Annotated in this window: 21 protein-coding genes; 6 read left to right on the forward strand and 15 right to left on the reverse strand. The window is 62.2% G+C overall.

The window, feature by feature from the left end; all coding sequences use genetic code 11:
* From AACR77_RS05135 to yacG, 6 genes are all read left to right on the forward strand, one after another.
* A partial coding sequence (locus AACR77_RS05135; RefSeq protein WP_042880165.1) for an ATPase, T2SS/T4P/T4SS family occupies window positions 1–256 on the forward strand: 256 nt, incomplete at its 5' end.
* Between the two features lie 127 nt (window positions 257–383).
* Window positions 384–1,625, forward strand: coding sequence for a type II secretion system F family protein (locus AACR77_RS05140; protein WP_010675822.1), 1,242 nt, complete (start codon window positions 384–386; stop codon window positions 1,623–1,625).
* 77 nt (window positions 1,626–1,702) lie between these two features.
* The gene (locus AACR77_RS05145; protein WP_042880167.1) at window positions 1,703–2,578 is read left to right on the forward strand and encodes a prepilin peptidase; all 876 of its coding nucleotides are present in this window, start codon (window positions 1,703–1,705) and stop codon (window positions 2,576–2,578) included.
* An 18-nt stretch (window positions 2,579–2,596) separates the two neighbouring features.
* Complete coding sequence (coaE, locus tag AACR77_RS05150; RefSeq protein WP_042880169.1) at window positions 2,597–3,211, forward strand: dephospho-CoA kinase; 615 nt, start codon at window positions 2,597–2,599, stop codon at window positions 3,209–3,211.
* 37 nt (window positions 3,212–3,248) lie between these two features.
* Window positions 3,249–3,971: a cell division protein ZapD gene (zapD, locus tag AACR77_RS05155; RefSeq protein WP_010675825.1), complete on the forward strand. Its 723-nt coding sequence runs from the start codon at window positions 3,249–3,251 to the stop codon at window positions 3,969–3,971.
* A 10-nt stretch (window positions 3,972–3,981) separates the two neighbouring features.
* On the forward strand, window positions 3,982–4,176 hold the full coding sequence (gene yacG / locus AACR77_RS05160) for a DNA gyrase inhibitor YacG (RefSeq protein WP_010675826.1): 195 nt from the start codon (window positions 3,982–3,984) through the stop codon (window positions 4,174–4,176).
* 57 nt (window positions 4,177–4,233) lie between these two features.
* Here yacG and mutT read toward each other — a convergent pair whose 3' ends face one another.
* The 15 genes from mutT to murE all read right to left on the reverse strand — a co-directional run bounded on the left by mutT (window position 4,234) and on the right by murE (window position 23,037).
* Window positions 4,234–4,638: an 8-oxo-dGTP diphosphatase MutT gene (gene mutT / locus AACR77_RS05165; protein ID WP_171864957.1), complete on the reverse strand. Its 405-nt coding sequence runs from the start codon at window positions 4,636–4,638 to the stop codon at window positions 4,234–4,236.
* Window positions 4,639–4,646: 8 nt separating this feature from the next.
* Window positions 4,647–5,831, reverse strand: a complete 1,185-nt coding sequence (locus AACR77_RS05170; protein WP_042880171.1) for a tetratricopeptide repeat protein — start codon at window positions 5,829–5,831, stop codon at window positions 4,647–4,649.
* A gap of 65 nt (window positions 5,832–5,896) precedes the next feature.
* Window positions 5,897–8,617, reverse strand: a complete 2,721-nt coding sequence (gene secA, locus AACR77_RS05175; RefSeq protein ID WP_041211791.1) for a preprotein translocase subunit SecA — start codon at window positions 8,615–8,617, stop codon at window positions 5,897–5,899.
* 57 nt (window positions 8,618–8,674) lie between these two features.
* Window positions 8,675–9,580, reverse strand: coding sequence for a M23 family metallopeptidase (locus AACR77_RS05180; RefSeq protein ID WP_039040495.1), 906 nt, complete (start codon window positions 9,578–9,580; stop codon window positions 8,675–8,677).
* A 140-nt stretch (window positions 9,581–9,720) separates the two neighbouring features.
* Window positions 9,721–10,644, reverse strand: coding sequence for a UDP-3-O-acyl-N-acetylglucosamine deacetylase (gene lpxC, locus AACR77_RS05185; protein ID WP_010675831.1), 924 nt, complete (start codon window positions 10,642–10,644; stop codon window positions 9,721–9,723).
* Window positions 10,645–10,746: 102 nt separating this feature from the next.
* The gene (gene ftsZ / locus AACR77_RS05190; RefSeq protein ID WP_005305686.1) at window positions 10,747–11,898 is read right to left on the reverse strand and encodes a cell division protein FtsZ; all 1,152 of its coding nucleotides are present in this window, start codon (window positions 11,896–11,898) and stop codon (window positions 10,747–10,749) included.
* 39 nt (window positions 11,899–11,937) lie between these two features.
* The gene (gene ftsA / locus AACR77_RS05195) at window positions 11,938–13,197 is read right to left on the reverse strand and encodes a cell division protein FtsA (protein ID WP_010675832.1); all 1,260 of its coding nucleotides are present in this window, start codon (window positions 13,195–13,197) and stop codon (window positions 11,938–11,940) included.
* Window positions 13,178–13,930 carry a cell division protein FtsQ/DivIB gene (locus AACR77_RS05200; RefSeq protein WP_029314839.1) on the reverse strand — a complete coding sequence of 251 codons (753 nt, stop codon included), beginning with the start codon at window positions 13,928–13,930 and terminating at the stop codon, window positions 13,178–13,180. Before AACR77_RS05200 ends, ftsA begins: the two co-directional genes overlap by 20 nt.
* Before the next feature lie 97 nt (window positions 13,931–14,027).
* Complete coding sequence (murC, locus tag AACR77_RS05205; protein ID WP_041211792.1) at window positions 14,028–15,482, reverse strand: UDP-N-acetylmuramate--L-alanine ligase; 1,455 nt, start codon at window positions 15,480–15,482, stop codon at window positions 14,028–14,030.
* Between the two features lie 110 nt (window positions 15,483–15,592).
* A complete protein-coding gene (murG, locus tag AACR77_RS05210; RefSeq protein WP_042880173.1) occupies window positions 15,593–16,660 on the reverse strand; it encodes an undecaprenyldiphospho-muramoylpentapeptide beta-N-acetylglucosaminyltransferase in 1,068 nt (355 codons plus the stop codon).
* Window positions 16,657–17,841: a cell division protein FtsW gene (ftsW, locus tag AACR77_RS05215; RefSeq protein ID WP_042880174.1), complete on the reverse strand. Its 1,185-nt coding sequence runs from the start codon at window positions 17,839–17,841 to the stop codon at window positions 16,657–16,659. Before ftsW ends, murG begins: the two co-directional genes overlap by 4 nt.
* Window positions 17,838–19,121, reverse strand: a complete 1,284-nt coding sequence (murD, locus tag AACR77_RS05220) for a UDP-N-acetylmuramoyl-L-alanine--D-glutamate ligase (protein ID WP_042880176.1) — start codon at window positions 19,119–19,121, stop codon at window positions 17,838–17,840. Before murD ends, ftsW begins: the two co-directional genes overlap by 4 nt.
* 3 nt (window positions 19,122–19,124) lie before the next feature.
* Window positions 19,125–20,207 carry a phospho-N-acetylmuramoyl-pentapeptide-transferase gene (mraY, locus tag AACR77_RS05225; RefSeq protein ID WP_010675838.1) on the reverse strand — a complete coding sequence of 361 codons (1,083 nt, stop codon included), beginning with the start codon at window positions 20,205–20,207 and terminating at the stop codon, window positions 19,125–19,127.
* The gene (murF, locus tag AACR77_RS05230) at window positions 20,201–21,556 is read right to left on the reverse strand and encodes a UDP-N-acetylmuramoyl-tripeptide--D-alanyl-D-alanine ligase (RefSeq protein WP_042864853.1); all 1,356 of its coding nucleotides are present in this window, start codon (window positions 21,554–21,556) and stop codon (window positions 20,201–20,203) included. Before murF ends, mraY begins: the two co-directional genes overlap by 7 nt.
* The gene (gene murE, locus AACR77_RS05235; RefSeq protein WP_039040490.1) at window positions 21,553–23,037 is read right to left on the reverse strand and encodes a UDP-N-acetylmuramoyl-L-alanyl-D-glutamate--2,6-diaminopimelate ligase; all 1,485 of its coding nucleotides are present in this window, start codon (window positions 23,035–23,037) and stop codon (window positions 21,553–21,555) included. Before murE ends, murF begins: the two co-directional genes overlap by 4 nt.
* Between the last annotated feature and the right edge of the window lie 53 nt (window positions 23,038–23,090).

Raw genomic sequence — 23,090 nt, forward strand, 5'->3', positions numbered from 1 at the left:
GGCCGCCGGTTTGCGGCTGTTCAAGCCCGTGGGATGCAAGGAGTGCTCGGGAGGCTACAGAGGCCGGGTCGGCATCTATGAGATCATGCTGATGTCCGACAACATCGCCAAACTCATCATGCAGGGAGCCAACTCGCTGCAGATTGCCGCGATAGCCCAGAAGGAAGGGATGCGCACCCTGCGTACATCCGGCCTCGAGAAAGCGCGTCTTGGCGTCACCAGCCTGGCCGAAATCAACAGGATCACCACCAACTGAGTTCGCAGTGCCCGTGTCATCTCGCCGGGTGAAGCCGCTGCCATCACCCCGATGACCTTCTTCAAGCCAAGATGAGCCGGACAGGCAGCAGCATCCGGCCAACGTCGCCCAATTGCAGGATGCAGTGATGGCCACATTAGCTCAAAAACGCAACGCACCGAAAAAAGTCTTCTCCTACCGCTGGCACGGCGTCAACCGCAAGGGACAGAAGGTCTCCGGCGAGCTGCAAGCCGACAGCATCACCACCGTCAAGGCCGAGCTGCGCAAGCAGGGCGTCAACGTCACCAGGGTCAGCAAGCAGAGCCAGGGGCTCTTCTCCAAGGGCGGCGCCAAGATCAAGCCGATGGACATCGCCGTCATCTCCCGCCAGATCACCACCATGCTCTCTGCCGGCGTGCCTCTGGTGCAGAGTCTTCAGATCATTGCCCGCGGCCACGAGAAAGCGGCGGTGCGCGAGCTCATCGGCCAGATCGCCGCCGATGTGGAAACGGGCACCCCGCTCTCGGAGGCGTTGCGCCGCCATCCCCGCCACTTCGACGACCTCTATTGCGACCTGGTCGAGGCCGGGGAGCAATCCGGTGCCCTGGAGACCATCTACGACCGTATCGCCATCTACCGCGAGAAGAACGAAGCCCTCAAATCCAAGATCAAGAAGGCCATGTTCTATCCGTCCATGGTCATTCTGGTGGCCATCGTCGTCACCTCCATCCTGCTGCTCTTCGTCATTCCCCAGTTCGAGGATATCTTCAAGAGCTTCGGTGCCGAGCTGCCCGCCTTTACCCGGTTCGTCATCGCCATCTCCCGCTTCATGCAGGAGTGGTGGTACGCCATCTTCGGCGGCGCGGCTCTCGCCGTCTTCCTCTATGTGCGGGCCTGGCGAAAATCCCAGAAGGTCAGGGACAACACGGACAAGTTCATCCTCACCATTCCCGTGGTAGGCAACATACTGCACAAGGCGGCCATGGCCCGTTTTGCCCGCACCCTCTCCACCACCTTCTCCGCCGGTATCCCGCTGGTGGATGCCCTGGTCTCGGCGGCCGGAGCATCGGGCAACTATGTCTATCGCACTGCGACCATGGCCATTCGCAACGAGGTGGTGGCCGGCATGCAGATCAACGTCGCCATGCGCACCGTGGATCTTTTCCCCGACATGGTGACCCAGATGGTGATGATCGGTGAGGAATCCGGCGCCATCGACGACATGCTCTCCAAGGTCGCCGCCATTTTCGAACAGGAGGTGGACGACATGGTCGACGGCCTCACCAGCCTGCTCGAACCCATCATCATGGTGGTGCTCGGGGTGCTGGTCGGCGGCATGGTCGTGGCCATGTACCTCCCCATCTTCAAGCTGGGCTCTGTGATACACTGACCCCCTCGACAGAGGGCCGGGCGGTGCATTTCCCCCGGCCATCTGCCATCCCCGTTCCCGACACAAGCGATTGATCTATGGTGCCTTTGATCGAACTGGCCCAGGGCTTGCCCTGGCTCTATCTCTCCTTGATTTTCCTTTTCTCCCTGATGGTGGGCAGCTTCCTGAACGTGGTGATCCATCGCCTGCCCATCATGATGGAGCGGGCCTGGCATGCCGAATACAGCGACTATTTCGGTGACGGTGAAGCGACTCCTCCTGCAACCGGACGATACAACCTCATGGTGCCTCGCTCCCGCTGCCCCCACTGCGACCACCCCATAGGGGCGTTGGAGAACATTCCCCTGCTGAGCTGGCTATGGCTCAGGGGGCGCTGCCGCAACTGCCACGCCCCCATTTCGGCTCGCTATCCCCTGGTTGAGCTGCTCACCGCCCTGCTGTCGGTCTCGGTAGCAGCCGCGCTTGCCCCTGGCTGGGGCACCCTTGCTGCTCTGCTGCTCACCTGGACATTGGTCGCACTGACCTTCATCGACCTGGACAAGATGCTCTTGCCGGATCAGCTCACCCTGCCCCTGCTCTGGGGTGGCCTGCTGTTCAATCTGGCGGGCGGTTTCGTGCCCCTGGCCGATGCGGTGATCGGTACCATGGCTGGCTATCTGGTGCTCTGGAGCCTCTACTGGGCCTTCAAGCTGCTGACCGGCAAGGAAGGGATGGGCTATGGCGACTTCAAACTGCTGGCGGCGCTGGGCGCCTGGCTCGGCTGGCAAGCCTTGCCCATCGTGCTGCTGCTCTCTTCGCTGGCGGGCGCCATCATCGGCATCGGTCTCATCCTGCTGCGCAACCACCACCAGGGCAAACCCATTCCCTTTGGCCCTTATCTCGCCATCGCGGGCTGGATAACGCTGCTGTGGGGCGATAGCATCACCCGCTGGTATCTTGATGTCGTGCTCTAGCAAAAGGATCTCTGACCCATGTATGTTGTCGCAATCACAGGGGGAATCGGCAGCGGCAAGACCACGGTTGCCAACCGCTTTGCCGAGCTGGGCATCGAGGTGGTGGATGCGGACATCATCGCCCGCGAGGTGGTGGAGCCCGGCACCCCTGCTCTGGCTGCCATCGCCGCCCATTTTGGCCCGGATGTCGTTGCCCCCGATGGCCAGCTCGATCGCCGCCGGCTGCGAGAGCGGATCTTCACCGATTCGCAGGCCAAGGAGTGGCTCAATGCCCTGCTCCATCCCCTCATCCGCACCGAGATGCTGCGCCAGTGTGCGGCAACCCGCTCCCCCTACTGCCTGCTGGTCGTCCCCTTGCTGGTGGAAAACAGGCTCACTTCCCTCGCCGATCGGGTACTGGTGATCGATGTGGACGAAGCGACGCAAATCGAGCGTACCTGCCGCCGCGATGGCGTCAGTCGGGAACAGGCCCAGGCGATACTGGCGTCCCAGGCGAGCCGCAGCGAGCGCCTGGCGATGGCCGACGACGTCCTGGACAACCAGAGTGGTACGAGTGAGACCATCGGGCAGCGAATTTTCGCCCTGCACCAGACATATCTGGCATTTGCCTCTCAACAAGCCCACCAACTGTGAGTACACTAGGCCGGTTTATGGCTGGCCAGGATTAGGCATGATTTACGATTTTCCCCTCAATGAAAAAAGCCGGACCTATCTTCGTCTGGAGTCCCTGTTTTCCCAGATCCGCGACAATCTGGAGAGTGACCAGTCCTGGGCACATATCGCCTTCTTCAAGGGGTTGTTCGATTTGCAGGAATTGCTGGAGCGTGGTGACCTGCGCGCCGATCTCATCAAGGATCTGGAGCGCCTCGGCCAACGCCTGAGCCACTGGGCCAGTCTGCCTGACGTCGATCTCGAGCAGATCCAGCGGATGCAGCAGGAGAGTACCCAGCTCTCCCGCAACCTGCTGAACTCCCCGCGCCCCGGTGCCCGTCTGAAAGAGGATCGCCTGCTCGGCTCCATTCGTCAGCGCTTCTCCATTCCGGGTGGTCTGTGCGCCTTCGATGTGCCGCAACTGCACCACTGGCTGGCGACCCCGGCCGTCACCCGCCACCAGCAGATGCAGCAATGGCTGAGTGACATCACCCTGCTGATGAACGCCATCTCCCTGTTGCTGCGCCTGTGGCGCGAGTCGGGCAACTTCAGCGACCAGGTGGCAACCAACGGCTTCTTCCAGGATACTGCCGAAGGGGCTGAACTGATCCGCATCCGTCTGGCGGGCACCCAGCCCTGCTATCCGACCCTGAGCGGCCACAAGAACCGCTTCGCCCTGCGCTTCCTGCCGACGACGGAGCAGCAGATAGGCGACGTCTCCTTCCAGCTCGCCTGTTGTTGAGGAGCGCCCCATGGTGACCAAGGTAAAGTGTCCGACCTGTCAGAGCGAGATCGAATGGGGTCCGCAGAGCCCGTTTCGCCCCTTCTGCAGCAAGCGCTGCCAGCTGATCGACCTCGGCGAGTGGGCGGATGAACAGAAGCGCATCCCGGGCGAGATCAACCCGGATCTGCTGCCCGACCCGGAACGGGGCGATCCCTGGCAATAAACACTTCACGATCAAAAAAGGGCCCTCAGGCCCTCTTTCGTTGGTATCGATTCCCTTTCAGGCAAGCGAGGCCTGCAACCGCGCGACGATGGGGCCGTTGGCATCCGGGAAGCGGTATTCGTGCAGCGAGGCCAGTGGTACCCAGCGGCACTCCTGTCCCTCCTTGCCAAAGGGCTCGCCGTGGAAGCGGGTCACCTTCCAGATATCCAGCAAGACCTGCTTGTCGGGGTAGTCGTGGTGCAGCTCCATGAAGGGGGCACAATCCTGCACCCGGATCCCGATCTCTTCCCACAATTCCCTGTCCAGCGCGGTGAGCAGATCCTCCCCCGACTCCACCTTGCCACCGGGAAACTCCCAGCGGTCCCCCTGATGGCGATCGGCTGAGCGTTTGGCGATGAAGATATCGCCCCGTTCGTTCTCGATGACGCCCACCGCCACCCAGATCCGTTTCTTCTGTTCCATCATTGTCCTCAGCGTAAACACGGCAAACGGGCGATCCAGGGGGCAAGCCGAATGGCCTGCTGATCCCCCCGGGCCCTGAAGAGATCCTGCCCGACATGCTCATTGCCCGGCGGCGCAACCTGCGGCCAGGGCACCGCACCGGGCGGAGTGAAACAACGATCGTGTACCCGCGCGCTCTGGCGCAGATAGCGCCATAAACAGTCTCGCAAGAACCACTGGTCGATGTTCGGTGTTTCCATGGTACTGGGCTGATAGCTCGCCATCAGCGGCGCAAGGGGAGGCAGCACACCGGCCACACCGCCCCACATGCCGGCCAGCACCAGATCGGTGTGGCTCCACCAGTCACGCATGATATGGAACCAGCGCCCCGATGCAAGCCAGTCATCGACCGCCAGCCGCTCCCGCAGATTCAGCACGGAGTCCGCATCGCGCACAAGAAAGCGCCCCACGCCGGGATCATTGGCGACCTGGAAGCGCCAGCAGAGGCGCTGACGCTGGGATTGGCCATCGGGCTGCACCTTTATCTCGGCGCCATGTTCCTGCAGGCAGGCCAGAAACCCCTGAGGGACACTGCCATCCACATAGAAGCGCACCCGCCAGCCAGGATAGAGGTAAGCTGCGGCCAGCACATTGTCGAGTGCTCCCCGCAAATAGCGGGGCTGTGCTCCCCACAAGGAGAAGGCGATGACTGCCTGCTTCTCCCCCTGCTCCGCGAGCCAGTCATCCGGCCCCTCTGCCGGCAGTACCCACCCCGCGACGGGCTGCGAGACGGCCTCATCCTTGAGAGTCAGGGCACGGGTTCCTGCTTGTGCCGCTTCTTCATGACGTCCTAGCTTGGCAAGGGAAGTGCAAAGCCCGTCATGGACCAGATAATCATCCGGCTCGCGCCGCACCAGTTCGACCAGGTGCGTCACGGCCCGCTCATGTTGATCGGAGCGCGAGAGGCAGACACAGAGATTGCGCAGCACCTCAGTGTTATCGGGCGCGGACCGGTACGCCAGCGTCAGCACCTGTGCCGCCGAGGCGGGATCGCCGGACAAAAAAAGGTAATAGGCAAACTGCAGTTGCAGGGGAACGGATTTGTTCGTCTCTGCGTTCAGCCTGCTCAGCACACAACGGATCGCCTCCTGGCGTCTCTCCTGCAGCCAGTGCCCATGTGCCTCCCCATCCCATCCCGCCGGCAATCTGCTCATCGTCCCCTCCTTGGTCCGAAAATGAATACACCGCCCGGAGGCGGTGTATTCATCATGGCAGGGTGTCAGGTCAGCTGACCGTGACAGTGCTTGTATTTTTTACCCGAACCACAGGGGCAGGGATCGTTGCGCCCGATCTTCTGCTCGTCGCGCACGAAGGTGGTATGGCCCTCGGCCCCACCCGTATCCTCGTCAGCCAGCTGGTTTTCGGCCGTGGCATGGGTGTAGGTACGGGGAGCTGCTTCGGCCTGCTGGCGCTGCTGCTCTTCCATCGCCTCCACATCCCGCTCCTGCACCTGTACCCGGCTCAGGATGCTGACCACGTCGCGCTTGAGGGTCTCCAGCATCTGGGTGAACAGATCGAAGGATTCGCGCTTGTACTCCTGTTTGGGGTTCTTCTGTGCGTAGCCGCGCAGATGGATGCCCTGACGCAGGTGATCCATGGCCGCCAGGTGCTCCTTCCACAGACCATCCAGCGTTTGCAGCATCACCGCCTTCTCGAAGTTGCGCAGCACCTCCTTGCCGACCAGCTCTTCCTTGTGGGCATAGAGCTTGGTGGCTTCATCCAGGATGCGTTCACGCAGCTTCTCTTCATACAGCTTGTCGTCTTCCGCCAGCCACTGCTGCAACGGCAGATCCAGGGCGAAATCGGACTTCAGACGCGCTTCCAGACCCGGCACGTCCCACATCTCTTCCAGGGACTGGGGCGGGATGTACTCGTCGATGATGGCGCCGTAGACGTCGTCACGGATGACGTGAATAGTCTCGGAGATGTCGTTGGTGTCCAGCAGTTCGTTGCGCTGCTCGTAGACCACCTTGCGCTGATCGTTAGCCACGTCGTCAAACTCGAGCAGGTTTTTACGGATGTCGAAGTTGCGACCTTCCACCTTGCGCTGGGCATTCTCGATGGCCTTGGTCACCCAGGGATGCTCGATGGCCTCGCCCTCTTCCATGCCCAGCTTCTTCATCATGCCGGTCACGCGGTCGGAGGCGAAGATCCGCATCAGGGTATCTTCCATGGAGAGGTAGAAGCGGGAGGAACCCGGATCACCCTGACGACCGGAACGGCCGCGCAGCTGGTTGTCGATACGGCGGGATTCGTGACGCTCGGTACCGATGATGTGCAGACCACCGGCCGCCAGTACTTCGTCATGACGCACCTGCCAGGCCGCTTTCAGCTCGGCAATCTGCTCGCTTGACGGGTTTTCCAGCTGGGCGATCTCCGCCTGCCAGTTGCCGCCCAGCACGATGTCGGTACCACGACCGGCCATGTTGGTGGCGATGGTGACGGCGCCGGTCTGGCCGGCCTGGGCGACGATCTCCGCTTCCATGGCATGGAACTTGGCGTTCAGTACCTTGTGCGGGATATTTTCCTTGGTCAGGATGCCGGAGAGCAGCTCGGAGTTCTCGATGGAGACGGTACCGACCAGCACGGGCTGGCCGCGCTTCACGCACTCGCGAATGTCCTGCACGATGGCCGCGTATTTCTCCTGGGCGGTCAGGTAGACGAGATCGCCCATGTCCTTGCGCACCATCGGCTTGTTGGTCGGGATGACCACGGTATCCAGGCCATAGATCTGTTGGAATTCAAAGGCTTCGGTATCCGCAGTACCGGTCATGCCTGCCAGCTTGTCGTACAGACGGAAGTAGTTCTGGAAGGTGATGGAGGCCAGGGTCTGGTTCTCGTTCTGGATCTTGACCCCTTCCTTCGCCTCGACCGCCTGGTGCAGACCGTCTGACCAGCGACGACCCGGCATGGTGCGGCCGGTGTGCTCGTCGACGATGACGATCTCGTCCTTCTGGACGATGTAGTCGACGTTGCGCTCGAACAGGGTGTGCGCACGCAGGCCGGCATTGACGTGATGCAGCAGGCTGATGTTGGTGGCGGAGAACAGGGAGTCATCCTCGGCCAGCAGCCCCTCTTTCTTGAGCAGCTCTTCCACGAAGATCTGGCCGTTTTCGGTCAGCAGCGCCTGGCGGTTCTTCTCGTCCACCGTGTAGTGGCCGTCGCCGGTGTACTCCTCGGAGTCTTCCTTGTCCTGCTTGACCAGCAGGGGGATCAACTTGTTGATCTGGGTGTACATGGCGGAGCTGTCTTCCGCCGGCCCGGAGATGATGAGCGGGGTGCGGGCTTCATCGATGAGCACCGAGTCCACCTCATCCACCAGCGCGTAGTTGAGCGGACGCTGTACGCGCTGCTCCGGCGAGAATGCCATGTTGTCGCGCAGGTAGTCGAAACCGAATTCGTTGTTGGTACCGTAGGTGATGTCGGCAGCGTAGGCATCGCGCTTCTGGGACGCATCCATGCCGGGCACGTTGCAGTCCACCGTCATGCCGAGGAAGGCGAACAGCGGGCGGTTGGCTTCCGCATCACGCTTGGCCAGATAGTCGTTCACCGTCACGACGTGTACACCGCGGCCAGTCAGGGCGTTCAGGTAGGCCGGCAGGGTGGCCGTCAGGGTTTTACCTTCACCTGTCTTCATTTCGGCGATGCGGTTGGAGTTCAGCACCATGCCGCCGATCAGCTGGACGTCGAAGTGACGCATGCCGAACACACGGCGGGAGGCTTCACGGACGGTGGCGAACGCTTCCGGCAGCAACTGCTCCAGTGTTTCGCCCTGCTCCAGACGCTGACGGTACTCGGCGGTCTTCGCCTGCAGTTCCTGATCGGACAGTGCCTCGAACTGAGGCTCCATCGCATTGATTTGTTTTACAATTTTGCGCAAAGCCTTGAGCGTTCTGTCGTTCCGGCTGCCGATAATCTTGGTGAGCAGTGTGCTAATCATGGGTACCAACTGTTTTGGTTATATAAGCGTTCCGTCACTGGAACCTGAAGAAAAAACCTAACCCCGTCTGGCATTCAGAAAGCGCGCGGGGTTGACCTGACGACCATCTTTCAACACTTCGTAATGCAAATGAACTCCGGTTGCACGACCGGTTCGCCCCATCAGGGCAATCTTCTGGCCCTCATCGACCAGGGTGCCCACATCCACCAGTAACTTGGAATTGTGGGCATAGCGGGTGACCAGACCATTGCCATGGTCAATCTCCACCATGTTGCCAAACTCCGGATGGCGCCCCGCCCAGCTGACAATCCCCTTGCCTGTCGCCAGGATGGGGGTGCCGGGCCTGCCGCGGAAATCCACCCCTTTGTGCATCTTGGCGCGACCGTTGAACGGATCGACCCGCCCACCGAAACCGGAGGAGATCCAGACACGCTCCTGCTTGACCGGTGAGCCGGGGATGAAACCCGCATCGGTGATATGGTGGTTCATGATGAAGGATTCAAGTACCGACAGCTGTTCTTCGCGGCTGCTGAGCTGACGGCTGAGGTGTTCCATGGAATCTTGCAGTTCACCCAGGCTGACTTCCAGGTCTGCATCGTAGGAAGGGCCGCCCATCGGGGGCAGCTCCTTGAAGTTGAACTCCTCGGGATCGAGGTCCGCCTTCTCGGTCAGGCGCTCGCCGAGGGCGTTGAGGCGACCAAGTTGTCCCTGCATGGTGCCCACCTGGGCGGCCAGCATGGCAAGCTGTTCGCGGGCTTCATCGGCCCCTTGCGTGGATTTTTGCTGCTGCGCCAGGGTCAGCGCCACTTCCAGCGCCTCCATTTTCTGCTGCCAGCTCTGCCAGAGCCAGCCGCCCCCCAAGGCCAATACAGTGAAGAGAATACCGCCGACCCAGGCCAGACGTTGTTTGGGTAAGTGCAACCTGCGGCGCTGCTTACCGTGGAGGATCAGGGTAATGCTCATAGAAATCTGTCTTCTCGGTCAGGTGAGGCCAAGGGCCTGCACGGGCAATAAAACCGGGAGATAATCGGTATTAAAGGATGGAATAAACAAATGACAGGACGTCGGTGCGGAGAGATGACCGACGTCCTGTTGCACAGCTATCAGGCCAGAACCAGACCGTTGTCGTAGTAAGCGATGGGCGCTTTGTCGCCCTCACCCTCGAAGGTCACCAGTTCCCAGGCCTCCTGCTGGGCCAGCAGGGCACGCAGCAGCTTGTTGTTCAGGGCATGGCCCGTCTTGTAGGCACGGAATTCACCGATGATGCTGCGATTGCACATGTACAGATCGCCGATGGCATCCAGCATCTTGTGCTTCACGAACTCATCTTCGTAGCGCAGACCATCTTCGTTCAGCACCCGGTAGTCATCCAGCACCACGGCGTTTTCCAGGCTGCCGCCCAGTGCCAGGTTCTGGGAACGCAGGTACTCGATGTCACGCATGAAGCCGAAGGTACGGGCACGGCTGATCTCTTTCACGAAGGAGCTGCCGGAGAAGTCCAGCACGCAACGCTGGTTGCGGCCTTCAAACACCGGATGCTGGAAATCGATCTCGAGATCCATCTTGAAGCCGTTTCGATAGGGGTGGAATTCCGCCCACTTGTCGCCGTCTTCTACCCGGATGCTCTGCTTGATCCGCACGAACTGCTTGGGTGCGTTCTGTTCACGAATACCCACTTCCTGCAGCAGATAGATGAACGGATGCGCACTGCCGTCCATTACCGGGATCTCGGGGGCATCAACCTCGACATAGAGGTTGTCGATGCCCATCCCGGCCAGAGCGGCAGACAGATGTTCGATGGTCGACACGCGAACACCGGCTTCGTTCACCAGAGCGGTACAAAGCACGGTATCACGCACCTGATCGGCGTTGGCTGGCAGCGCGACCACAGGATTCAGATCGGTACGCAAGTAAACGATCCCTGTGTTAACAGGCGCCGGACGGAACGTCATAGTGACTTTCCGGCCCGAATGCAGGCCCACACCGGTGGCCTGGACACTCGTTTTCAAGGTTCTTTGTCTAATCATGGGCGTATCCGCTTTAACAGCTCAAATTCCTGACCAGATGGTCGTTGCCGGGCCATCTTAGCACAATCCTTAAGCAACAAACAAACCAGAGCCATCAGAGGCTTAGTCTGCCTGCTTGCGCAGGAACGCAGGAATATCGAGATAATCCGGTTCGCGACGAGCTTGCGGCTCGGCGTTCACCACCTTGGCCGGGGCCTCTTCCATCACGCGAGACTGCAGGGCTTCGCTGATCAGGGGCTGACGGGCCGGACGCTCTTGAACCATGTTGTTCTTGACCAGGGTGATGTCGGGCTTGCGCTCGGCACCGATACCGGTCGCCACTACGGTAACGCGCAGTTCGTCGTGCATTTCCGGGTCGATTACGGTACCCACCACCACGGTAGCGTTCTCGGACGCGAAGGCCTTGACCGCGTTACCCACGGTCTCGAACTCTTCGATGGTCATGTCCATGCCAGCAGTGATGTTGACCAGGATGCCGCGGGCACCGGCCAGATCCACGTCTTCCAGCAGCGGGCTGGAGATGGCCTTCTCGGCCGCTTCTTCGGCACGGTCGTCACCGGAGGCGGAGCCGGTACCCATCATGGCGGTACCCATCTCGCGCATCACGGTCCGCACGTCCGCGAAGTCGACGTTGATGAGGCCCGGGCGGGTGATCAGTTCGGCGATGCCTTGCACCGCACCCAGCAGCACGTCGTTGGCCGCCTTGAAGGCGTCCAGCAGGGAGATGCCGCGACCCAGTACCTTCAGCAACTTGTCGTTGGGGATGGTGATCAGGGAGTCGACGTTCTTGGAGAGCTCTTCGATGCCGTGAGCGGCGAAGCCCATCCGCTTCTTCCCTTCGAAGGAGAACGGCTTGGTCACGACGGCAACGGTCAGGATACCCATCTCGCGGGCCACTTCGGCCACGATCGGTGCAGCACCTGTACCAGTACCACCACCCATGCCGGCAGCGATGAACACCATGTCGGAACCGGTCAGCAGCTCGCGCAGCGCTTCCCTGTCTTCCATGGCGGCGTCACGACCCACTTCCGGGTTGGCCCCGGCACCCAGACCCTTGGTGATGCCACCGCCGATCTGCAAGGTGGTATTGGCACTGGAGTTGCGCAGTGCCTGGGCGTCGGTGTTCACGGTGATGAACTCGACACCCTCGATGTTTTGACGAACCATGTGCTCGACTGCGTTGCCGCCGCCGCCACCCACACCTATCACCTTGATGACGGCTTCGTCAGTGTGGCTATCCATAAATTCAAACATGTTGTCTCTCCGCTTTATTTGCCTGACTCAGCAAAATCTTTAGAACTCGCCACGCAACCAGTTGCTGACCCGTTTGACCAGCCCACCTACGCTTGCCTTGGCGGCATATTCCTTGTTACTGCCGGTGGATTGGTTGGTGCGGCCGTACTGCAACAACCCGACCGCAGTCGAGTACACCGGTGCCTGTACGTAGTCACTCAATCCCCGGATATTCATGGGCTCGCCCACCCGGACCTGGCTCTGGAAGATCTGCTCTGCGCACTCCACAATGCCTTCGATCTGGGCCGCGCCACCGGTCAAGACCACACCGGCGGCCAGCTGATGCTTGACCCCCTGTGCCTTCAATTCGCTCTGCACCCGCACCAGCTCGTCATTCACCATGGAGAGCAACTCGGTGTAACGGGGTTCAATCACTTCCGCCAGCGTCTGCCGTTGCAGGCTGCGCGCCGGGCGACCGCCGACACTGGGCACTTCGATATTGTCTTCCTTGCTGACCAGGCGGCCGAGGGCACAGCCATAGCGCACCTTGATCGCCTCCGCATCCAGCGGCGGCGTGCCGAAGGCATAGGCGATGTCGCTGGTCACCGTGCTGCCGGCATAGGGAATCACCTTGGTGTGACGCAGGGCGCCGCCGGTAAAGAGCGACATGTCCATGGTGCCGCCACCGATGTCCACCACGCAGACACCCAGCTCCTTCTCGTCTTCGGTCAACACGGCGTAGCTGGAGGCCAGGGCGGAGAAGATCAGCTGATCCACCCGCAGACCCACCTTCTCCACACACTTCTCGATGTTGCGCGCCATGTCGTTGTGGCAGGTGATGAGATGCACCTTGGCTGCCATCCGCACGCCGGAGAGGCCGACCGGGTTCTTGATCCCTTCCTGATAGTCGATGGCGAACTCCTGGGGCAGCACGTGCAGCACCCGGAGCTCGTCAGACAACCGCACCGACTTGGCGGTGTGGATGACGTTGTCCACATCCTCCTGGGTCACCTCTTCGTCGGAGATGGGCACCATGCCGGTCTCGTTGCGGCAATCGATGTGCTTGCCGGACAGCCCCAGATAGACGGAACTGATCTGGCAGTCTGCCATCATCTCGGCCTCTTCCACCGCGCGGCGCAGGGACTTGACCACGGAGTCGAGGTCATTGACCCCGCCCTTCTCCATACCGCGAGAAGCGTGGCTGCCCATGCCGATGACATTGAGTTCGCCATCGGGCAATACTTCGCCAACCAGTACCGCCACCTTGGTCGTGCCGATATCCAGTCCGACAATCAAATTTCTATCTGCGGTGTTGGTCATTCACTTTCTCTTCGCTTTTCTTCCAGCCAACTGCCATCCCGGTGTCGTATCGAAGATCCACGTAAGCAACCCGCTCACGAGGCTCGATGACCGGAAAGGCATCGATAAACCGCTGCAGACGAAGCGCGATATCCGAGCGCCCCACAAACAGCTGAATGTTGCCATCCAGGGTCAGTTCCCAGGCATGGCGGGGGGTCAGATTCACCCCCAGCAACTTGTATCCCTTGGCCGCCAGCAGCGTTTCGTACTGATGGCTGGCTTCCAGCACCTTGGCGGCCTGATCATCGGGCCCGGACAACTGCATCAGGGGCTTCTTCACCCTGTCCGGGGCACTGAATACCTCACCCTTGGTGTTGACGAAGCGGTTGCCGTTCCAGCGAGCCGCCACATCCTGTTCCGTGAGATAGACCTTGATCTTGTTCGGCCACTTCTTTCGTACCGAGACCTGGGCCACCCAGGGCAGGGCGTTCAGACGCGCCTGCAATTCGTTCACATCCAGCTCGAAGAAGTTGCGAAGTTCGGCACCATCCAGCACGGCAGCACGCAACTCATCGGCCTTCAAATATTCGTGTTGCCCCTGCAGCAACAGCTCGCTCATGGGCAACCGACTGGCATCCGTCAGCCAGTCTTTAACATCCAGCGCAGTCTGGTAGAGCCCCCACATGACCAGGATGAAAAATGCCACCCCGGCGATGAAGCCCCCCTTGGTGCGCCCTTGTGCCCTTGCCTCCACCCGATCGATCCCCGTAAAACGCGCCATGCCGGCCACTTGCAGACCGGTTCGCCATTATATAGGCCTCGGCTTGGCGGTCAAAATACTCATTGGGCCCTCAGGCACCGGATTTCATGCTATCCACGCTCAATTTCATCTCGCCGAGACGACGGGCCAGCGCACCGACGTTACCCGCCCCCTGGGTCAATACCAGATCCCCCTCGCCAATCAGGTCGGCCAGCACCGCGGGCACATCATCCGGCGTTGCGACAAAGATGGGCTCCAGGGTGCCGCGGGAGCGGATGGAACGGCACAAGGCACGGCCATCGGCACCGGGAATGGGCTCCTCACCGGCGGCATAGACCTCCAGCATCACCAGCACGTCCACCTTGGAAAGCACATCCGCGAAATCTTCGTAGAGATCCCGGGTGCGGCTGTAACGGTGGGGCTGGAACACCATCACCAGCCGCTTCTCGGGCCAGCCGGCGCGGGCGGCGTTGATGGTCACCTTCACTTCGCTCGGGTGATGACCGTAATCGTCCACCAGCATGGCCTTGCCACGGCCGGTTTCAAACTCGCCATATTGCTGGAAGCGGCGCCCCACCCCTTCAAACTTGGAAAGTGCCTGGATGATGGCCTCGTCGCCGATGCCGTCTTCGGTTGCCACCGCGATGGCGGCGGCGGCGTTGAGGGCGTTGTGGATGCCCGGCAGATTCAGGGTCACCTCCAGCTCACCCGCCCCTGCCCGGCGCACCCGGAAGCGGCTGCGATTGCTGGTCTGCACGAAGTCCAGCACCTGCACATCGGCATCATCGCTCAGACCGTAGGTGAGGGTAGGACGGGCGATCTCCGGCAGCATGCCGCGGATCACGGGGTCATCCACGCACACCACGGCCAGGCCGTAGAACGGCAGGTTGTGCAGGAAATCGATGAAGGTGGCCTTCAACCTGGAGAAATCGCCACCATAGGTGTCCATGTGATCCGCTTCGATATTGGTCACGATGGAGACCATGGGTTGCAGATGCAGGAAGGAGGCGTCGCTCTCGTCCGCCTCGGCAATCAGATAACGGCTGCTGCCCAGGCGGGCATTGGTGCCGGCGCTGTTGAGCAGACCGCCGATGACGAAGGTGGGGTCGCGATCCGCCTCGGCATAGATGCTCGCCACCAGACTGGTGGTGGTGGTCTTGCCGTGGGTCCCGGCGATGGCGATGCCGTGACGGAAGCGCATCAGCTCAGCCAGCATTTCGGCGCGGCGCACCACGGGAATACGCAGCTCGCGGGCAGCCAGCAGCTCGGGGTTGTCCTGCTTGATGGCGGTGGAAACCACCACCACGCTGGCACCGTCCACATGCTCGGCACTGTGACCGACAAAAATGTGTGCGCCCAAAGAGGCCAGGCGTTCGGTCACCCCGTTGCGGGCCAGATCCGAGCCGGTCACCTGATACCCTTCATTGGCAAGCACTTCCGCAATACCGCCCATACCGGCGCCACCGATGCCGATGAAGTGGATGCGACGCACGCGGCGCATTTCGGGGATAACGGTACGCAGTTTTGCCAGTTCAACCTTGGTCATAGTTCTTTCTCAATTCGCGGCCACAGGCCATTTTCATTCGGCGACATTCATCAGTTCGAAGACAGAAGCGGGGCCTTGGCGGCACATCTTGGCCTTCCATCTCGTTTGGCTCAGCCGGTGGCGAGCCGTTTGCACTCATCGGCAACCCGTTCGGCGGCATCGATGATGGCGACCCGGCGCGCGGCCTGGGCCATGTTCAACAGAGTTTCCCTGCGCCCGGCGAGCCAGGATAGGCGCGACGCCAGAGCCGCCGGCGTCAGCTCGGACTGGGGCAGGAACTCGGCCGCACCGCCGTCGACCAGGGTCAGGGCGTTGCGTGTCTGGTGATCGTCCACCGCATGAGGCAGGGGCACGAAGATCGCGGCCACACCGGCGGCGGCCACTTCGGAGACGGTCAATGCGCCGGCGCGGCACACCACCAGGTCCGCCCAGGCATAGGCATCCGCCATGTCCTTGATAAATTCACTCACCTCGGCCTCGACCCCCAGCCCGGCATAGGAAGCAGCCACGGCCTCCCCGTTGCCCTTGCCGCACTGGTGGCGCACCTCGATGGGCACACCGGCGGCGGCGACCGCGGGCGGCACCTGCTCGTTGAGGACCCGGGCCCCCAGGCTGCCACCGACCACAAGCAGGCGCAGAGGATTGCTGCTGCTGCGCAGTTGGGGATCCGGCAGCGCCACCACCTCGGGGCGCACCGGGTTGCCCACCACGGCGGTACGGGCATTGGGGGCGAAGGCACCGGGGAAGGCCATCAGTACCCGCCTGGCGATACGGGCCAGCAGCTTGTTGGTCAGACCGGCGGCGGCATTCTGCTCGTGCAGCAGCAGCGGAATGCCGGACAGCCAGGCGGCCACGCCACCCGGGCCGGAGGCGAAGCCCCCCATGCCCAGCACCACATCGGGCTGGATGGTCTTGAGCACCTGGCGGGCCTGCAGCACGGATTTGATGACACGGTAGGGCGCCGCGAGCAGACGCTTGATGCCGTTGCCACGCACCCCCTGGATGTCGATGAAGGAGATGGGATAACCATGGGCAGGCACCAGCTCCGCCTCCATCCGGTCGGCAGTGCCGAGCCAGTGGATGGTCCAGCCCTGGGCCTTGAGGCGATCGGCGACGGCCAGGCCGGGGAACACATGGCCCCCGGTACCACCCGCCATCACCAGTAACGTCTTGCTCACGCAACCTCCCGCACGCGCGCCTGGGCACTCGCCTGGCGCAACTCGAAATCGATACGAATCAACATGCTCACCGCCACCATCATGATGATGAGACTGGAGCCGCCATAACTGACCAGCGGCAGGGTCAGCCCCTTGGTAGGCATCATGCCGCTGGCGGCACCGACGTTGACGAAAGTCTGGAAGCTGAACCAGATGCCGATGCCGATGGCCAGATAACCTTCATAGAGCCGCTCGGCCACCAGCGCCTGGTGACCCAGCTTGAGCGCCTTCACCGCCAGCGCAAAAATCAGGAAGAGTGCGCCAAGCACCCCCACGTAGCCCAGCTCTTCGCCCAGAATGGCGAACACGAAGTCGGTGTGGGCCTCCGGCAGGTACTCCATCTTCTGGATGGAGTTGCCGAGCCCCTCGCCAAACCAGCTCCCCCGACCAAAGGCCATCAGGGACTGGGTCAGCTGATAGCCGCTACCAAAGGGATCGGCCCAGGGGTCGAGGAAGGAGGTCACCCGCCGCATCCGGTAGGGCTCCGCGATGATCAGGGTCACCACTGCGCTCACCCCCACCAGGATGAGACCGATGAACTGCACCAGCCGGGCTCCGGCCAGGAACAGCATCCCGAGGGAGGTGACGAACATCACCACCACTGACCCGAGATCCGGCTGGGCCAGCAGCAGGATGGCCACTACGAACAGCACCGCCATGGGTTTCATGAAACCGATGAAGCGCTCGCGCACCTCGCTCTGGCGGCGCACCAGATAGCCCGCCAGATAGACGAACAGCGCCAACTTGCCGAACTCAGCCGGCTGCAAGTTGAAGGGGCCAAGCGGCAGCCAGCGTACCGAGCCGTTGACGCTGCGGCCCACCAGCAACACCATCACCAGCAGCACGATGGCCAGCAACAACATGGGGCCGTTGTACTGCTGCCAGCGTGCCATGGGCACCTGCAACACGAACCAGGAGATACCCAGCGCCATCACCAGGAACATGCCGTGGCGCTTCACGAACATGAAGGGATCGTTGTTGATGGCGATCCCCTCAGGGATGGAAGCGGACGCCACTATCACCAGCCCGACGCCCATCAGGGCGAGGGCCAGCACCACCAGTTGCCGATCGTAGAGACCGGCGGGGCGCGCCGGTAGCAACCAGCGCTGCAAGAATCCCGCAACCACGCGCAGGGCGTTCATAAGCCCATCACCAGTTCGGTGAAACGATCACCGCGCGCTTCGAAAGACTTGAACTGATCGAGGCTGGCGCAGGCCGGCGCCAGCAGCACCCAGTCACCAGGCCTGGCGTCGGTCGCCGCCTTGGCGACAGCAGCGTCAAGATCGGCAACCCGCTCGGTCTGTTCGCCCAGGGCCAGCAGCACCTCGGCATCCTGACCAAAGCAGTACATGTGATCGATCTGGCTGCCGAGCAGGGCCTGCACCGGGCCGAAGTCCTGCCCCTTGCCCTGGCCACCGGCCAGCAGCAGCAGGCGGCCCTTTACCGCTTCACGCACCCCGGCCACGGCGGCCAGGGTCGCCCCCACGTTGGTGGCCTTGGAGTCGTTGATCCAGCGCACCCCATTTACCTCCCGCACGAAGCGGGCACGGTGAGGCAGGCCTTCAAAGCGGCGCAGCACGGCAAGTTGTGCCTCGCGGGGAATGCCCACCGCATCGCACAGGGCCATGGCCGCCAGGGCATTGGCCTGGTTGTGGGCACCCACTATCTTCATCTCGTCCACCGCCAGGAGCGGCTCGCCGTGCAAGGTCAGCCAGTGACGGCCCTCCAGCTCGCAGCGACCGTAGCCGTTGCAGTCGAGGCCGAAACTCTGCCACACCTGCCCCACATCGGGCAGGGTCTGGGGATCGTCGCGATTGATCAGGATGTGCTGGGAGTGCTGATGGATCTCCATCTTGGCGGCGCGGTAATCCGCCATGCCGGCATAGCGATCCATATGATCTTCACTGAGGTTCAGGACCACGGAGGCGGCGGCCCGCAGGCTGCAGGTGGTCTCTAGCTGGAAGCTGGAGAGCTCCAGCACGCAGAGATCCATGGGCTGCTTGAGGAGCGACAGCGCCGGGGTGCCGATATTGCCCCCCACACCGACCTTGAGTCCCGCCTCGGCGATCATCTCACCCACTAGCGTGGTGACCGTGCTCTTGCCATTGGAGCCGGTGATGGCGATGACGGGCGTCTGGGTTTCACGCACGAACAGTTCGATGTCACCGACGATGCGCACTCCGAACTCGGCGGCGGCCTTCAACTCCGGAGTCGCCAGGGCGATGCCCGGGCTCGCCACTATCATGTGCGCCTGCTTGAGCCGCTCAGCGTCCAACCCGTGGATGAGCTCCACCTCGGGGGGAAGCTCGTCCTTGCCCGGCGGATTGGCACGGGTGTCCATCACCAGCGGCGTGACGCCGCGGTCGAGGAAGTAATCGACGCAGGAGAGTCCGGTTTTGCCGAGTCCGATGATGATGACCATGGCTTACCTCACCTTCAGGGTGGCGAGGCCAAGCAGCACCAGCATGAGGGTGATGATCCAGAAGCGCACGATGACACGCGGCTCCGGCCAGCCCTTCTTTTCATAGTGGTGATGGATGGGGGCCATGCGGAAGATCCGCACGCCGCGCAGTTTGTAGGATCCGACCTGCAGGATCACCGAGACAGTCTCCATCACGAAGACGCCCCCCATGATCACCAGCAGGAACTCCTGGCGCACCAGCACCGCGATGGTACCGAGCGCGCCGCCCAGGGCCAGGGAACCCACGTCCCCCATGAAGACCTGGGCCGGGTAGGTGTTGAACCAGAGGAAGCCCAGGCCCGCGCCCACGATGGCGGTACAGACGATCACCAGCTCGGAGGTGTAGGGCACGTAGGGAATGTGCAGGTAGTTCGCGAAGTTGACGTTGCCGGTCGCCCAGGCGATCAGGGCGAAGCCCCCCGCCACCATCACGGTGGGCATGATGGCGAGGCCATCCAGGCCATCGGTCAGGTTGACCGCGTTGGAGGTACCGACGATGACGAAGTAGGTCAGCAGGATGAACATCAGGCCGAGCTGGGGCATCACATCCTTGAGGAAGGGGACCACCAGCTGGGTCTGACCATCGTGGGTGGCCGTGGCGTAGAGGAAGACTGCCACACCCAGCGCGACCGCGGACTGCCAGAAGTACTTCCAGCGGGCGATGAGGCCGTCGGTGTTCTTGCGTACCACCTTGAGATAGTCATCGGCAAAGCCGATGGCGCCATAGGCCCCCAGCACGAACAGCACCAGCCAGACATAGGGGTTGTCGAGGCGGCACCAGAGCAGCACAGAAGTGAAAATGGCTGCAATGATCATCAGGCCGCCCATGGTCGGGGTGCCCTTCTTGCTGAGGTGGGATTCGGGACCGTCGTTGCGGATCACCTGGCCGAACTTCATGATCTGCAGGCGACGGATGAGGCGCGGCCCCATCCAGAGCGCCACCACCAGACCGGTGATGATCGACAGGATGGCGCGAAACGTCAGGTAGGAGAAGACGTTGAAGAAGGTGAAGTGCGGGGTGAGCAGTTCCGCCAGCCAGACTAGCATGTGGCTGACTCCTGATGGCCCTTGACCATCTCGACGATATCTTCCATGCGGGAGCCACGGGCGCCCTTGACCAGAATCGAAATTTCCTGATGTGTCTTTATCATTTGCGCAAGCACTTCAAACAACGACGCCTTGTTATCGAAATGTCGGCCAGCCGCGGCATCTGCGGTGTGGCGACTCTGTTCCCCTACGGTCAGCACGGCATCGAGGCCCTGCTCACGGGCATGGTGTCCGACCCGGGCATGCTGCGCGGCGGACTCCTCACCCAACTCTTTCATGTCACCGAATACCAGCACCTTGTAGCCGTTCATGGCGGTCAGGGCATCGATACCCGCCAGCACGGACTCCACGCTGGCGTTGTAGGTGTCATCCACCAGGGTGAGGCCACCCCAGCGTTGCACGCAGAAACGGCCCTTGACCGGCGCCATCTGCTCCAGCCCCGCCTTGACGGACGCAAGCGATGCGCCCAGGGCCAGGGTCCCGGCGGCAGCAGCCAGGGCGTTGGCCACGTTGTGGCGGCCCGGAATGGCCAGGGTCAGGTTCACCTCTCCCTGGGGCGTCACCATCACGAACCCGGCACAACCCTGCTCGTTGAGCACGATGTCGCGGGCGTGGAACGGCTGACGCTGATCCTCGAGGGAGAAGGCGCAGTGGATGCCCTTTTCACGCCACTTCGGCCAGAACTCGTTGTCGGCATTGACGATGGCGGTGCCGCCCTCGCCTAACCCTTCGAAGATTTCGCTCTTGGCATGGAACACCCCTTCCAGGGAGCCAAAGCCTTCCAGGTGCGCGGCAGCGACGTTGTTGATGATGGCGGCGTCGGGTCTGGCGAGCGACGTGGTCCAGGCGATCTCGCCCGGGTGGTTGGCTCCCAGCTCCATCACCGCGAACTGGTGTTGCGGCTCGAGGCGCAGCAGGGTCAGCGGCACCCCCACCTCGTTGTTGAAGTTGCCGGCGGTGGCCAGCACCTCCCCTTCACAACGCAGGATGGCCGTCGCCATCTCCTTCACCGTGGTTTTGCCACAGCTGCCGGTGATGGCGAGCACTTTCGGATTGATGCGCTCGCGCACCAGCCTGCCCAGACGCCCAAGCCCCTTGAGGGTGTCGCCCACCACCAGTTGTGGAATGGCCAGCGGCAATTCGCGCTCCACCAGCAGGGCACTGGCGCCGGCGGCAACCGCCTGGTCGCAGAAATCGTGGGCGTCGAAACGCTCGCCGCGCAGGGCCACGAACAGCGCCCCCGCGCCCAGGGTACGGGTGTCGGTGCTGACCGCTGTGATCTCATGGTCGCCCCCGATCAGACGGGCATCGAGCACCTGCGCCAGGTCGGCAAGCCTGAGGGTCATCATTTGAATGACTCCATTAATGTGTGCAAGGCGGCTGCGACGGTTTCCCGATCGCTGTAGTGCCGCTTGTCGGTTCCAATGATCTGATAATCCTCGTGGCCTTTGCCAGCCACCAGGATGATGTCCTCTTTGCTCGCTTGACTCAGTGCCAGCTGGATTGCCTTGGTCCTGTCGTGCTCAATCTGCACGGCGCCGGGATCGCGAAGACCCGCCACCATGTCGGCCATGATCCGGGCCGGCTCCTCGGTACGGGGATTGTCGTCGGTCAGGATCACGCAGTCCGCATGCTGCTCCGCCATGGCAGCCATCATGGGACGCTTGCCGCGATCCCTGTCGCCGCCGCATCCCACCAGGCACCAGAGCCGGCCGTGACAGTGCACCCGCAGGGCCTGCAATGCCTTCTCCAGCGCATCCGGGGTGTGGGCGTAATCGACCACGGCGAGCGGCGCATCGCCACCGCCGAAGCACTCCATACGACCGGTCACCGGTTGCAGTCTGGGAGCCGTCGCCAGCAGGTCATCGAAGTCGTAGCCGAGCACCAGCATGGCGCCCATGGCGCCCAGCACGTTGCTGACGTTGAAGCGGCCGAGCAAGGGGGCGGATAATACACCATTCCCCCAGCTGGAGTTAATGCGCGTATCAAAACCTTGTTGGTGGAAATGGGGATCCTGCGCCGTCAGTTGTCGTCCGGCATGGTTTTCAATCGGACCATGAACCCCGAAGGCCACCGCACCGGGATAGGTCGCCAACCATTGCCGTCCCAGATGGTCATCGGCGTTGATGACGGCGCAAGGCTCATCCACCAGCTTCAGCAGCTCCTCCTTGGCGGCGGCATAGGCCTCCATGGTGCCGTGATAGTCCAGATGATCCCGGCTCAGGTTGGTGAAGACTGCCGCGGCAAACGGCAGGGCCGCCACGCGATGCTGCACCAGACCGTGGCTGGAGACCTCCATCGCCACCAGATCGGCCCCCTGCTGCTGCAAGGCGGCCAGATTGGCCTGCACCTGGACCGCGCTGCCCGTGGTGTTCTCTGCTTCGATGAGCTCGCCAAACAGACCGTTGCCTATGGTGCCCATGACCCCGGCCTTGCCCCCCAGCAGGGTGCGCCAGTTGGCCACCAGCAGGGCCGTGGTGCTTTTGCCGTTGGTGCCCGTGATGCCCACCAGTTGCAGCTTTTGCGCAGGGTGACCGTAGAAATGACCGGCCAGCTCGGAGAGACGAGCGGGAAGATCCCTCATGCCGATGCAGGGGATCTGGGTCGCCGGAGGGACGAATTCTCCGTCCTCCTCAAACAGCACGGCGGTCGCTCCCTGAGCCACCGCCTGTTCGATGAAGCGCCTGCCATCCACCTGATGGCCACGAATCGCCACGAAGAGCGAGCCGGGACCGACCCGCCGACTATCGAGCTGGAGATCGGTGAGGGAAAGCGCCGGGGCATCGATGCCGAAGCGGCTCATCAGTTGATCAAGTGTGCGGGGCGGCATGGGAAGCCTCCGAAAATGCGGGAATGCGGGCGCTCGTACACGCCATGGAAAAC

The organism is Aeromonas sp. ZOR0002, assembly GCF_963866995.1.
Taxonomy (GTDB): Bacteria; Pseudomonadota; Gammaproteobacteria; order Enterobacterales; family Aeromonadaceae; genus Aeromonas; species Aeromonas caviae.